This is a genomic window from Pseudoalteromonas sp. CNAT2-18.1 (assembly GCF_022347865.1).
Classification (GTDB): Bacteria; Pseudomonadota; Gammaproteobacteria; order Enterobacterales; family Alteromonadaceae; genus Pseudoalteromonas; species Pseudoalteromonas ruthenica.
Map to the genome: position 1 here is coordinate 249,107 of NZ_JAKRFR010000006.1, position 12,827 is coordinate 261,933.

The window sequence follows — 12,827 nt, forward strand, 5'->3', positions numbered from 1 at the left end:
GTTACCTAGTCGCCAACCTAGCTGCCAAAGTGGGCATCTAAATCGGCTTTTGAAATCATAAACACCCCTAAACCACCCTGCTCAAACTCAAGCCATGTGAAGGGTACCTCGGGGTATAGCGCTTCCATGTGTACCATAGAGTTGCCCACCTCAACAAATAACAAACCGTTATCTGTTAGATGCTGTGCTGCGTTAGCAAGTAACTGGCGGGTCACATCCAAGCCATCTTCACCCGAAGCCAGCCCTAACTCCGGTTCATGGTGAAACTCTTGAGGTAAATCGCCCATATCCTCAGCATCAACATAAGGCGGGTTGGCAATAATCAAGTCGTATTTTTCTTGGCCTACGCCGCTAAATACATCGGATAAAATCGGTAATACCCTATCTTGCAGCTGATAATCCTGGATATTGATATCTGCCACGGCCAGTGCATCAGGGGAGATGTCCACAGCATCCACCAGCGCATTTTCAAATGCCTGCGCTAAGGCTATAGCAATACAGCCTGAGCCAGTACACATATCGAGTATACGCATTACATTTTCGGGCTCTTGCACCCAAGGTGAAAACTGCTGCGAGATGAGCTCTGCAAACGGTGAGCGCGGCACTAATACCCGCTCATCTACATAAAATGGCATGCCAGCGAAATATGCTTGATTGGTTAGATACGCCACGGGTGTGCGCTCATTAATACGTTTTGCAATCAGCACACTCAAATGCAGCTTTTCAGCTGTGGTTAAACGGCTACTAAGAAGCGTGTTCGGCGCATCCATAGGTAAATGCAGTGCCGGTAATACCAGAGCTACGGCTTCATCCCAAGCATTATCAGTACCATGGCCAAAGAATAAGCCATGACCACTGAACTGACTTGTGGCCCAACGCAGCCAATCATTGATAGTTTCTAAGGTGTGCTCAGCATCTTCGCGCTGGGCGTCGGTTAGCAAAATGTCGCTCATGTTTGTAAACGCTCGTTATCCCTTAATAGCGCCATTGTAGCGTGTTTAACGCTAGGTTTTTATGCTTTTTTTGGCTAAACTCTCGACCATGAAAAAACAGCAACCAACAGCACCTGACGCACAGCCATTGTCGCAACAGGACATCGATTTATTTCGCCAAAGCATTGGCGCCACCAAGCGGGTCAAAAATGACACCGTGCGTTTGACTGGGCAACAGAAAAAGCCGATCGCTCAGCGCCAACAAGTGGAGCGCCAAACTAATACCGAATTCTACTTTTCAGACGAGTATATTCCCGACATAGATACACACAGCACCATTAGCTATGTCAAAGCAGGAGAAGACCGCTATCTGGCAAAGCAGTTGCGTCGTGGCGATTACAACCCGGAACTGATCCTCGACTTGCACGGCCTCAACAAAGAAACGGTCAAACAGGAATTAGCAGCGCTGATCAGCGCCTGCAAAAAACAGCATGTGGCCTGTGCGTGTGTAGTGCATGGTATTGGTGAGCGGGTGTTAAAGCACAAAGTGCCGCAATATCTGGTGCAGCATCCTGATGTGATTGCCATGCACCAAGCGCCACTAGAATATGGCGGTAAAGGGGCGTTGTTAATTCTTATTGACTTGCCCGTGGATGTCAGCCCACTTCTTTAGGCTTGGTATATATCGGCATTATGACGCTGCATCAAAATGCTTGGATCATCAATGGCGTTAAAACCAAACTGACGATATAAATCGTGCGCATCGAAGGTGGCGAGCATAAAACGCCGCAACCCTTGCAGCTCAGGGTGGGCGACCACCTCAGCAATAAGCGCTTTGCCTATCCCCTGTCCTTGATAATGCTGCAATACAAACACATCAGCCAGATAAGCGAATGTGGCGTAATCCGTGGTCACGCGGGCAAAGGCTACTTGCTCGCCCCGCTGGTTATAGGCGCCAAAGCACAAGGAGTTATCGATGGCACGACGCATCACCGCAGCAGGAATATCTTTAGCCCAGTAAGTGCGGCTTATAAACCCGTGGATCACGTCAAACTGCAGCTTTGCTTTGTCTGTATCTATATGCACTGAACTCATGGGGCTTCCACTTCGAGGTGTTCAGGCAACGCATTGACCGCTCCCTCTTCCAGCGGACGACTAAAGTAATAGCCCTGCACAATAAAACAGTTATTGGCTTTCAAAAACTCCATTTGCTCTTTCGTTTCAACCCCTTCAGCAACAACATTGAGGTTTAATTTTTGTGCCATAGCAATAATAGCTGCGGTGATCTCCATGTCATTAGAGTCTTCAGGGATATCTTGCACAAAAGAGCGATCCACTTTCAGCACATCAACCGGGAAACGTTTTAAATAGCTTAGCGACGAGTAGCCGGTGCCAAAGTCATCAATGGAAATAGACACGCCCAAACGCTTCATTTCAAGCAACTGCGAAATAGCGGTATCGACGTCTCCCATTAACATAGATTCAGTGAGCTCAAGGTGGAGCTTGTCAGGGGCAATACCAGATTCACGCAAGGTTTTACTCATAGTGGCAATGAGGTTAGCGTCTTGGAACTGCCGCGCTGATAAGTTCACTGATACATTGGCTTCAAGCCCGGCTTTAGCTCGACGCGCCGAGAATGCGCACGCCTCGCGCATCACCCACTCGCCAAGCTCAACAATGAGTCCTGTGGCTTCAGCGATGGGAATAAACTTAAATGGTGAAATGGGACCTTGCACAGGGTGAGTCCAGCGCACCAATGCCTCAAAACCGAGAATACGGCCATCACGGCTATCAACCTGTGGCTGGTAATGAAGATGAAATTGACTATCACGGATCCCTTGGCGTAGCTCATTCTCTATGTATAAGCGCTCGTTTGCAGCAGCATTAAGCTCTTTGGAGTAGAAATGATAGGTATTTTTGCCTTTTGCCTTAGCCTCGTACATTGCCAAATCAGCGTGCTTAAGCAATTGATCCTCTTCGCTACTGTCATCGGGCGCCATGGTAATACCAATACTGGCACTCACAATCACCTCGTTATTGCCAAGCTGAATAGGCTGATTAAGAGTGCGCTGAATGGTGTTGGCGACTTCTTTTGCACGCTCATGACTTTCAATACCACTGAGTAATACCGCAAATTCATCACCGCCTAAACGGGCAATGGTGTCTTCGGTACGAAGACGGTTTTTGAGGCGCCGAGCTACCTCCACCAGCAATTGGTCACCGACATCATGGCCCAAGGTGTCATTAATTCGTTTAAATTCATCAAGGTCGAAGTAAAACAAGGCAAAAGCATAATGCCCTCTATCCGCGAGCGCCATCGACTTACGTAGCTGCATGCGGAAGAAAGTACGGTTGGCCAAACCGGTAAGGGTATCAAAATAAGCCAGCTGCTCCATTTTGCGCTGACTCTCTTTTACAAAGGAAATGTCTTGCGCGGAAACGACGTAGCTATCGACATCCCCTTCCTCATTACGGATGGGAGAAATACTGAGCGATACCCATATGGCTCGACCGTCAATGTGCTGCAGCATGGTGTCACCACGCCAATAATTACGTGAGCGTAAATCAAACTCAATGTCTTCGTTGAGAATCGCCATTTCCCGGGCAATAACACTGAGTAATTTGGCCTCAATAAAGTGCTCTTCGCTGTACCCGGTCATCTCCAGCATTTTCGGGTTCACATACTCAATTTGCAGTTGATAGTTGGTGATCAACACCCCAGTACCAGAGTAAGCGACCGCTTTAGAGAGCCGGTTGGCTGCCTGCTCGGCCACTTCTTTTTCTTTAATACGCTGATTAAGCCCGGTTATGGTGTTACTCAGCTCGACACTCATGTCTTTAAATGAGCCATTGAGAACGCCTATTTCATCTTTACTCTCTGGCGGGAAGTCGGTGTCCATTTTGCCTTTGCCAAAGCTGGATACCGCATTCACAAGCAAATAAATGCGCCGAAGCACGAGCTGATACAAAGCTTGGTGTAGTAGCAGAGCAACGAGAATGGCGTAGAGAATAAACAGCCCTAAGAACTTTATTTGCAATGCCTCAAGCGCTTCTAAAGCACTGGATTGCTTACGGTAAATGCCTACGTACCAATCCAGCCCTTCAACTTTGCGAATCGTGGTAAGGTAATTCTCTCCCTCATAACTGAATTGCTCTGTCACCGTTGGCAGTTTTAAGCGCAGCGCCCCACTGACTAATTCAACCAGTTTAGGGTTAATAAAGTCAGACATGCGTAGCGGTTTACCTTGGCGGCCATAGCGTTGGTAGGTGGCATTGTCTAAGCGCGGGTGAGCCAATAACTGTCCCTGTGCATCAACAACAAACATCTGCTGATGTGGGTCATCTATTGGTAAGTATTCGAGTAATTTATCCAGTTCTAAATCCGCACCTGTTAGCGCGACGTGCTGATCCTGCTTATAAATGGGCGTGACAATACTGACAATCCATTTGCCCCAGATAGGGTCATAGTACACCGGCGTCCACACTGCCTGACGGGTGGGGTTATTTTGCTCATTAACGCGATCGAAATTCAATGAGTTCACGGCGCGATAATCCGCTGGCACATCCAATGCCCAGTTCGGCGGCGCCACTCGGACAAAGTCATCCTCGGTCAGCAAATAGAAATTAAAATAGTCTTGAATCAACGTGGGTGAGATGACCTGCCAAAGCTGCTCTGATTTTGCAAACAGTCGCTCGTAGGCAGGTGAATAGTTCTTTTTCGGGATGATGGCAGCAGAAAGGCCATCATCAGACATGCTGCGCAGCGTTAGTTCATCGGTAATTATAAATTGAGGTGACTTAAAGGAAGCGTTGGTGTTGGTGTGAGTGAATAAAGCGCGTTTAACGACCTCGTTGGCCTGCTCAGCAATGTTGGTTTTGGTATCAATAAAACGGCCAAACTGACCGATAAAACGTGCACTATATTGGTTTAACTGTTCATGCTCTTCAAACATCAACTGCTTTTGCTCTGACTTGAGCATCAGCACCGCCGCAAAAATACCGGCAATCAAACAAATAGCAGAGATCAATGCCGAGAGCTTGATGCTGAGGGAATGAATGCCAAACCGAGATGGCGGACGCCTGTAGACCACTGCCTATCCTTTTTAAGTCTCTGGATTAATGTACTTTTAGCCAGCTAGCAAATATAACAGGCCTCAGGCACTTATATAAACCTTTTTCGTGGAATAATTGATTGCACGGTATTGCAGCCCATACAAAGGTATGAGCTATAACACCGCGTTGCTAGTTCGCACAGTATTTGTAACACAATAACGTTTTCTACTCACCTAGTTTACCGGCGCTAAGACATTAAATTGAGAAATATCAAATTAGCCCGATTTAGCTGTTGACTTGCATAGAGTGGAACCAGTAGATTGAAAGTATGAACAGTATCTCTTTCGTATTTTTTCGCTTTTTTATCTTCCGCCCTTGTTAGGGAGGCCGATAGCGAGTACGTGAGATTCACCTTATGCTAAAGCCTCCCCACCGGGAGGCTTTTTTCGTTTTGGGAATGAGGAAACCTAATAATGACTAACGAAACGCTGCATGCATTGCGCCGGGATATTAACGAAATAGACTCCGAGCTTTTGATTTTGCTGGCTAAACGCCGCCGTATCGCACACTCCGTTGTGGAGTATAAAATTAACAACAATAAACCCATACGTGATGAAGCCCGGGAACAGGCACTGCTGGAGAACTTGATAAGTTATGGCAAATCCTTAGGGTTAGACGCTTATTATATCAACAATGTGTTCCAGCGTATTTTAGAGGACTCGGTGTTGCACCAACAGGCCATGTTGCAACAAAACCTCAACCCCGAAGCCTTAGGGACGACCAACCGCGTCACTTACTTAGGAGGGCAAGGCTCGTACTCGCAACTGGCCGTACATAAGTATTTCAGCCGCCGCCCAGGCAAGCTCGTGGAACTTGGTTGTTCACAATTTGATGAAATCACCGGCGCAGTGGAAAAAGGCCAAGCAGACTTTGGCGTACTGCCTATTGAAAATACCAGCTCTGGCAGTATTAATGAGGTGTTTGACCTCTTGCAACATGCCCAGGTGTCGATTGTCGGTGAAGTAACCCACAGCGTTGAGCACTGTGTATTAGCCAAACCAGGGACCGAGCTGGGCGATATCAATAAGCTCTTTGGCCACCCTCAGCCATTCGCTCAGTGCAGCCGGTTTATTCAAGGGTTAGATCAGATTCAGCTCGAGCATTGCGACTCCACCACCAGTGCAATGAAGGCAGCGCTTGAGTGCGAGCACAGCGCGGCAATTGGCTCGGCGCAGGCCGGTAAGCATTTAGGGTTAGAGGTGCTGCAAACGGCGATTGCTAATCAAAGTGAAAACCACAGCCGCTTCATTGTGGTTGCCCGCAAACCGCTTCAGGTATCAATGCAAATCCCCACAAAAACATCGCTAATTATGTCGACCTCGCAGCAAGTGGGCGCCTTAGCTGATGCTCTAATGATTTTCAAACAGCGTGAAATTAACTTAGTGAAACTAGAGTCTCGCCCGGTGCCAGGCAACCCTTGGGAAGAAGTGTTTTATGTCGACTTAGAAGCGAACATCGACGACCCTAATGTTAATCAAGCCTTAGAAGAGCTTAAACCCTTCACTGAGTTTATTCGCGTTTTAGGCTGCTACCAAAGTGAATCGCTTAAAGCGGTTACGCCAAAAATGTAATCCTGTCTGTGTAGAAAGGCGCCATCAATGCCTTTCTACACACGGAACACATCTTTGATAAAGCAAATACTAACCTAACACCTTGGCATCGTTAGCTTTATTTAACAAAGCTCGGCTTTGGCTTAAGAACTGATCGCTGGCATCACTAAAGAACACTTTTGCATCAGAGAATGCGGTCATTAACGCCTCTTTGTCTTTATCACGCAGCATGCTTAAAGTATGTTCATAGGTATTTTTATACGCCTCCAAGAGCGGCTCTACGCGCTCAAACTGCGCAAGCATGATGTCGCTATAGAGCTCCGGGCTTTGTGCAAACAAACGGCCCACCATCATTAATTCCAGCTGATAGATAGGGGACGAGCAATCGCGAATTTCTGCTAAGCTATGTTCTTGTTTAGCTAGAAACTGGCCATATACGAAGGTGGTTAAGTGGCGCATAACCTGGATTATTTGCATGGCTTCGTCGTGTTTACGTGCGCTCATAGTGACAAGTTGACACCCCCACACTTTAAGCTGAGCCAACAACGCCTCACCCGCTTCACTCTCTACGTCTTTGCACACCACCACCGTTTGTTTAACCCAATGGCTAATATCTGGTCCAAACATCGGGTGCAAGCCCAATACCGGACCGCTGTGTTTGTTAGTTAGCGCCGCTAAGGGCTTTTCTTTCACAGACGTGATATCAACTAGCAAGGCATCGTCGTCCAAAGCAGGAAGGTTGGCGACAACCTCCTCTACGGCGTTGATAGGTACACTAATAAGCACACATTTAGCGCCTTTGAGTAACTTTGCAGCTTCGCCACTTTGCTGTTCTTGGCGGTCAATAATACGCACCTCAACACCACTACGGGTAAGCTGCTTAGCAAATAGTTGCCCCATCGCTCCACGGCCACCGACAATCGCCACCGGATTGAGCGACTTGCAAACGCAAGCTAATTCACTTTGTTGGTTTTGATAGGCCTCTCGCATCATGCGCCGCAAAATATCTTCGACCAAGTCAGGATTGACCGCCGCTTCTTCAGCCTCTTTACGCCGAGCCGCGATCAACGCCGCCTCGCGTTCGGGGGCATGCAAAGGAGCGCCGCTTTGTTGCTTTATTTTGCCTACCTGCTCGGTGATTTGGTTACGCTTGGCAAGGAGGCGAACGAGTTCGGTATCACAGGCATCGATTTGATTGCGAAGTTGGGCTAGCTGCTGCTCTGAGGTCATGATGTAAACTTAAAATTACACTCGGTAAACTAATTAATACATCGATAGTAGCAATATTAGTAAGTCAGGAAAAGGGGCAAGAGGTAACAAGGTGTTGAATAATATGCGAGGAGTCACCTGCAGCGAGAGGAAGCATAAGGCGCTGCCTGTAAAAACCAAAGCGGGCCAGCTATTACTAGCTGGCCCGCTTTATCACGTCTTAGTAAAACGCGCGTATTAATTAAGTTTTTCTTTAATACGTGCAGACTTACCAGAACGCTCACGCAAGTAGTAAAGTTTCGCGCGACGTACTGCACCGCGACGCTTAACTGTGATGCTATCTACAAGTGGGCTGTGCGTTTGGAATACACGCTCAACGCCTTCACCGCTTGAAATTTTACGCACGGTGAATGCAGAGTGTAGGCCACGGTTACGCTTAGCGATTACAACACCTTCAAAGGCCTGTAGACGCTCTTTGTTACCCTCTTTTACACGTACCTGTACAACAACTGTGTCACCAGCGCCGAAGCTTGGTACGTCTTGCTTAAGCTGTTCAGCTTCAAGCTCTTTAATAATATTTTGGTTTACTTTTGCCATTTTATTTCTCACTTTCCTAGGTGTAACTGTCTTCTAGCCACAAGCTATGAGTTTTCTTGCTGATATTCAGCGAGTAACTGCGCTTGCTCCTCAGTCAGAGCTAGGTTTTGCAACAAGTCTGGACGTCTTTGCCAAGTTCTCCCTAATGACTGCTTTTGCCGCCATTTTGCGATTGCTTGGTGGTTACCACTGAGTAGAATCGGTGGAACCGCTTTGCCATCCAATATCTCTGGCCGGGTATAGTGCGGACAATCGAGCAAGCCATCCGAAAATGAATCTTGCTCAGCCGATTGGTTATGACCTAACACCCCTGGCACTAATCGCGCAACAGCGTCAATTAATGTCATGGCCGGTAGTTCACCGCCGCTGAGGATAAAATCCCCAATCGACCATTCTTCATCGATATAGGATTCGATGAGCCGTTCATCTATACCTTCATAACGACCAGCTACTAAAATCAGTTTATCGCACTGAGCGAGCTCTTGTGCGCCTTGCTGATCTAGTTTTCGCCCTTGTGGGGACATGTAAATTACCTTAGCGCCCTCGCCTGCCGCAGCTTTCGCATCGAGTATGGCCTGCTTCAATGGTTCAACCATCATCAACATGCCTGGACCTCCACCATAAGGGCGGTCGTCCACGGTACGATGCTTATCCGTTGCATAATCGCGCGGGTTCCAGCAGTGAAAGTCGATTAAACCACGTTTCACTGCGCGGCCTGTTACGCCCTGCTCAGTAATTGCCGAAAACATCTCTGGAAAGAGGCTTATTACCCCCATCCAAAACGGTGTTTGTGCCATTAAAAGCCTGGGTCCCAGTCCACAGTAATCTGACGCTCGTCATGGTCCACATTAATAATGACCGAATCGGTCAAAAATGGGATTAAACGCTCGCCTTTGCCGAATGCATCTTTACTGTTTGCTTTCACAACCAGCACATCATTCGAGCCTGTCTCCATCAAGTCATCAACTTGACCTAAGTCATAACCTTTTGTGGTTACCACGGCCATGCCGATGAGATCTCGCCAATAAAACTCCCCTTCGGGAAGCTCTGGTAATTGCGCCACTTCAACCGAGATTTCCGCATTGGTCATAGCCATTGCTTGGTCACGGTCATTAATTTGCGCAAACTTGGCGATAAAGCCTTTGTTGTGGCGACGCCAGTCACTCACTTCAAAGGTTTGCCATTTACCTTGTTGCCCTATCAACCATGGGCTGAAATCGAAGATCCCTTGGGGATCATCAGTAAATGAATGCACCTTAAGCCAACCCTTGATCCCATACGGGGCTCCGAGTTTGCCAACGACGATTGTTGAGGCTTGCTCTTGTTGACTCATGGTTACACTTACGCCTATTAAGCCGCTTTACGAGCGTCTTTAACTAGCTTTGCTACGCGATCTGAAAGAGACGCGCCTTGGCCTACCCAGTGATCAACACGGGCAAGGTCTAGACGAAGTTTTTCTTCCTGACCAGCAGCAATAGGGTTAAAGAAACCTACTTTCTCGATGAAACGACCGTCACGCGAGAAACGGCTATCCGCAACCACAATTTGATAGAAAGGACGCTTCTTAGCGCCACCACGTTGCAAACGAATAGTTACCATACCGTCCTCTAAATAGATTGACTGTTTTCATTAATAAGTGAAACTTCCCCATACAGGGAAGCTCGGGAATTGTACGAATTTTTTGCCACAATGCAAGTAAGAACTGCATTAAATACGTGGTTTGTGTGGGTTAAATGATGATCTTGGCTTTTGAGCTGTCGCTAAAGGCCGGTTTGTTCAGCGTATGTCGTCAAGTAATAGCCCATAAATAAGGCCATCAACACGCTGGCCCTGCTTCACTATCGCTTGCCTTAGTCGTCCTTCGAGGACAAAGCCACAGCGCGTTAACAGCGCCTGAGAACCTTTATTCCCTGCAAATACGACTGCATGCAGGCGCAGTAAATCAGTTCCATGAGCGAGCTTGCTTAATAGCTGTTGCAGCGCTTCACTCGCAAAGCCTTGGTGCCAATAAGGCTGACCCAGCCAATAATCTACCTCAGCTGATTTAGCGTACTCGAACTGCCCCACTGTGGCACTGATACAGCCAATCAACTCATTATCGTGCTCTATGGCATAGATGTGCTCGCTTTGAGCGCCCTCTCGAACCCACCAACTGGCATCCGCCTCAGTGTAAGGATAGGGGATTTTGGGCGATAAGAAACGTTGTACCTGGGCATTATTAAGCAAAGACACTAACGCGTGCTCATCGCCTCGGGCAAAACGACGTAAGCTAATCGCCATAACCACTGCCAATAGCACTAAAAGGCATCGCCAGTTCAAGTTCGGGAACTTGCCTGCCTATCCATGCGGGAAAGGTATTGCTGTTCGGCCCTGGAAAGAGCGTGTATTCGTTTACCCATGGATACTGCTGCGCAGCCGCTTGGATTTTGGGAATAAGCTCCGCTGCTTTGGCGCCGCTGACCACATGAAATTTATCAGGCTTAGCACCGTACCAGTAACGATCAGGTGTGGATGTTTTATAGCTGCGCAAAGCCGGTCGACCTTGGTCCACGCCCCAGCCGACCACTTCATACACTGTATACTGCTGTGCCCCCTGCTCTTTTATTGCAAGCCAAGTATGCACGGCAAACCAACCACGCCAGCTGAATGCATCAGCGGCATAAAACTCAATCACCGCCCCCGGCTCACTCACCGGCTGCGAAATGCCTGCACTTTCACGACTGGCAGTACGCCAATCCGTGCTAGTACAGCCAACCAATACCCAAAAAAGCATGGTAATAACTAGCGCTCTCACATCAACCTCGCTTGTTACATTGATATAGAACCTACTATTTCACCGCTTAACGCGCTTTGCAACGCAAAAAAAAAGCGCGACGGTTGTCACGCTTTTTTTATATAACGCATTGGCTCAGAACTTAGGGCCGCCGGGGCCACCCATCATTCCTGGTGGCATCATCCCTTTCATGCCGCGCATCATTTTCATCATGCCGCCTTTGCCTTTCATCTTTTTCATCATTTTCTGCATCTGTGTAAATTGCTTCAACAGCTTGTTGATGTCTTGCACTTGTGTGCCAGAGCCCGCAGCAATACGCTTTTTGCGTGAGCCTTTAATAATTTCCGGACGCGCGCGCTCTTTCGGTGTCATGGAGTTGATAATGGCTTCCATTTGCACAAATGTTTTGTCGTTAACTTGCCCTTTTACTCCTTCAGGTAAGTTACTCATGCCCGGCAACTTATCAAGCATGGACATCATGCCACCCATGTTTTTCATTTGTCGCAGTTGGTCAGCAAAGTCCTCTAATGTAAAGCCGCTGCCTTTAAAGACCTTATCCGCCACTTTTGCAGCTTTGTCTTTATCGACCTTCATTTCCACTTCTTCGATAAGAGACAAAACGTCGCCCATACCGAGAATACGCGACGCAACACGGTCGGGGTGGAACGGCTCTAGAGCATCGCTACGCTCACCAACACCGATAAACTTAATGGGTTTACCGGTAATATGGCGAATCGATAGCGCGGCACCACCACGGGCATCACCATCGGTCTTAGTTAAGATCACGCCACTAAGTGGTAGTGCTTCATCAAAAGCTTTCGCGGTATTCGCCGCATCCTGACCAGTCATGGAATCAACCACGAACAGCGTTTCAATTGGGTTAATAGCACTGTGCAGTGCTTTAATCTCGCTCATCATGTCTTCATCAACGTGAAGACGACCGGCGGTATCCACTAACACCACATCAATAAACTTTTTCTTGGCGTGAGCAATGGCGCCATTGGCGATATCAACTGGGTCTTGCGAGGTGTCGCTGGGGAAAAACTCGACATCTACTTCAGATGCTAAGGTTTCAAGCTGTTTAATTGCCGCTGGTCGATAAATATCGGCACTCACCACCAATACCGACTTTTTCTTGCGCTCTTTTAGGAACTTCGCCAACTTGCCAACACTGGTGGTTTTACCCGCCCCTTGTAAGCCAGCCATCATAATGACTGCGGGCGGCTGGGCATTGAGGTTAAGTTCTTCGTTAGCCTCGCCCATGGCTTTTTCAAGCTCTTCACGGACTATTTTGACAAACACTTGGCCAGGAGTCAGGCTTTTAGTCACCTCTGTGCCGACGGCACGCTCTTTGACTTGCTTGACGAAATCACGAACAACGGGCAAAGCGACGTCAGCTTCAAGCAAAGCCATACGCACTTCACGCAGCGTCTCTTTAATATTGTCTTCAGTGAGGCGGCCACGGCCACTGATGGTTTTTAGGGTCTTCCCTAATCGTTCCTGCAGATTTTCAAACATCGCTAACGATTCCGTTGCTACTTACATTTTCGCCGATTATAACTGAAAGCGGGGGGCAAATCCCAGCACCAAGTGCAAAGCAAAGGCAATTAGATCTAGGCAAGCGTGTTCGCTTTAAATACAATGGCTTCTTGA

General features: G+C 47.9%; 13 protein-coding genes. 2 read left to right on the top strand and 11 right to left on the bottom strand.

The genetic code is table 11. From position 1 onward, the window contains the following. Positions 1-17: 17 nt before the first annotated feature. The gene (gene prmB, locus MHM94_RS14850; RefSeq protein WP_022945747.1) at positions 18-953 is read right to left on the bottom strand and encodes a 50S ribosomal protein L3 N(5)-glutamine methyltransferase; all 936 of its coding nucleotides are present in this window, start codon (positions 951-953) and stop codon (positions 18-20) included. An 88-nt stretch (positions 954-1,041) separates the two neighbouring features. Here prmB and smrB point away from each other — a divergent pair, with 88 nt between their 5' ends. Continuing rightward, complete coding sequence (gene smrB, locus MHM94_RS14855) at positions 1,042-1,605, top strand: endonuclease SmrB (protein WP_235419725.1); 564 nt, start codon at positions 1,042-1,044, stop codon at positions 1,603-1,605. On the opposite strand, the gene MHM94_RS14860 is transcribed toward smrB, so the two are convergent. Further along, positions 1,602-2,027 carry a GNAT family N-acetyltransferase gene (locus MHM94_RS14860; protein ID WP_045978184.1) on the bottom strand — a complete coding sequence of 142 codons (426 nt, stop codon included), beginning with the start codon at positions 2,025-2,027 and terminating at the stop codon, positions 1,602-1,604. The genes smrB and MHM94_RS14860 overlap by 4 nt on opposite strands. Continuing rightward, positions 2,024-5,023: an EAL domain-containing protein gene (locus MHM94_RS14865; RefSeq protein WP_235419726.1), complete on the bottom strand. Its 3,000-nt coding sequence runs from the start codon at positions 5,021-5,023 to the stop codon at positions 2,024-2,026. Before MHM94_RS14865 ends, MHM94_RS14860 begins: the two co-directional genes overlap by 4 nt. Before the next feature lie 435 nt (positions 5,024-5,458). Between MHM94_RS14865 and MHM94_RS14870 the strand changes: the two genes are divergently transcribed. Continuing rightward, a complete protein-coding gene (locus MHM94_RS14870; protein ID WP_138588746.1) occupies positions 5,459-6,616 on the top strand; it encodes a chorismate mutase in 1,158 nt (385 codons plus the stop codon). Positions 6,617-6,685: 69 nt separating this feature from the next. Here the strand turns inward: MHM94_RS14870 and tyrA are convergent, their stop codons facing one another. From tyrA to ffh, 8 genes are all read right to left on the bottom strand, one after another. Beyond that, positions 6,686-7,825: a bifunctional chorismate mutase/prephenate dehydrogenase gene (gene tyrA, locus MHM94_RS14875; protein ID WP_235419727.1), complete on the bottom strand. Its 1,140-nt coding sequence runs from the start codon at positions 7,823-7,825 to the stop codon at positions 6,686-6,688. 216 nt (positions 7,826-8,041) lie between these two features. Continuing rightward, positions 8,042-8,401, bottom strand: a complete 360-nt coding sequence (rplS, locus tag MHM94_RS14880; RefSeq protein WP_022945752.1) for a 50S ribosomal protein L19 — start codon at positions 8,399-8,401, stop codon at positions 8,042-8,044. Positions 8,402-8,445: 44 nt separating this feature from the next. Continuing rightward, complete coding sequence (gene trmD / locus MHM94_RS14885) at positions 8,446-9,198, bottom strand: tRNA (guanosine(37)-N1)-methyltransferase TrmD (protein WP_022945753.1); 753 nt, start codon at positions 9,196-9,198, stop codon at positions 8,446-8,448. Next, complete coding sequence (rimM, locus tag MHM94_RS14890) at positions 9,198-9,734, bottom strand: ribosome maturation factor RimM (protein ID WP_022945754.1); 537 nt, start codon at positions 9,732-9,734, stop codon at positions 9,198-9,200. The genes trmD and rimM overlap by 1 nt, the downstream gene beginning before the upstream one ends. A gap of 17 nt (positions 9,735-9,751) precedes the next feature. Beyond that, entirely contained in the window at positions 9,752-10,000 is a 249-nt protein-coding gene (rpsP, locus tag MHM94_RS14895) for a 30S ribosomal protein S16 (RefSeq protein WP_045978188.1), read from the bottom strand. 177 nt (positions 10,001-10,177) lie between these two features. Next, a complete protein-coding gene (locus tag MHM94_RS14900; protein WP_235419728.1) occupies positions 10,178-10,681 on the bottom strand; it encodes a GNAT family protein in 504 nt (167 codons plus the stop codon). Beyond that, complete coding sequence (locus MHM94_RS14905; RefSeq protein ID WP_235419729.1) at positions 10,671-11,195, bottom strand: DUF3750 domain-containing protein; 525 nt, start codon at positions 11,193-11,195, stop codon at positions 10,671-10,673. The genes MHM94_RS14900 and MHM94_RS14905 overlap by 11 nt, the downstream gene beginning before the upstream one ends. Before the next feature lie 114 nt (positions 11,196-11,309). Beyond that, the gene (gene ffh, locus MHM94_RS14910) at positions 11,310-12,692 is read right to left on the bottom strand and encodes a signal recognition particle protein (RefSeq protein ID WP_022945758.1); all 1,383 of its coding nucleotides are present in this window, start codon (positions 12,690-12,692) and stop codon (positions 11,310-11,312) included. Positions 12,693-12,827: the final 135 nt, after the last annotated feature.

What these genes read in the sequence shown, in the direction of transcription:
- MHM94_RS14870 (WP_138588746.1), top strand. Translation starts at nt 5,459, where the DNA reads ATGACTAACGAAACGCTGCATGCATTGCGCCGGGATATTAACGAAATA.
- tyrA (WP_235419727.1), bottom strand. Translation starts at nt 7,825, where the DNA reads ATGACCTCAGAGCAGCAGCTAGCCCAACTTCGCAATCAAATCGATGCC.
- prmB (WP_022945747.1), bottom strand. Translation starts at nt 953, where the DNA reads ATGAGCGACATTTTGCTAACCGACGCCCAGCGCGAAGATGCTGAGCAC.
- smrB (WP_235419725.1), top strand. Translation starts at nt 1,042, where the DNA reads ATGAAAAAACAGCAACCAACAGCACCTGACGCACAGCCATTGTCGCAA.
- rpsP (WP_045978188.1), bottom strand. Translation starts at nt 10,000, where the DNA reads ATGGTAACTATTCGTTTGCAACGTGGTGGCGCTAAGAAGCGTCCTTTC.
- rplS (WP_022945752.1), bottom strand. Translation starts at nt 8,401, where the DNA reads ATGGCAAAAGTAAACCAAAATATTATTAAAGAGCTTGAAGCTGAACAG.
- ffh (WP_022945758.1), bottom strand. Translation starts at nt 12,692, where the DNA reads ATGTTTGAAAATCTGCAGGAACGATTAGGGAAGACCCTAAAAACCATC.
- trmD (WP_022945753.1), bottom strand. Translation starts at nt 9,198, where the DNA reads ATGGCACAAACACCGTTTTGGATGGGGGTAATAAGCCTCTTTCCAGAG.
- MHM94_RS14900 (WP_235419728.1), bottom strand. Translation starts at nt 10,681, where the DNA reads ATGGCGATTAGCTTACGTCGTTTTGCCCGAGGCGATGAGCACGCGTTA.
- rimM (WP_022945754.1), bottom strand. Translation starts at nt 9,734, where the DNA reads ATGAGTCAACAAGAGCAAGCCTCAACAATCGTCGTTGGCAAACTCGGA.
- MHM94_RS14860 (WP_045978184.1), bottom strand. Translation starts at nt 2,027, where the DNA reads ATGAGTTCAGTGCATATAGATACAGACAAAGCAAAGCTGCAGTTTGAC.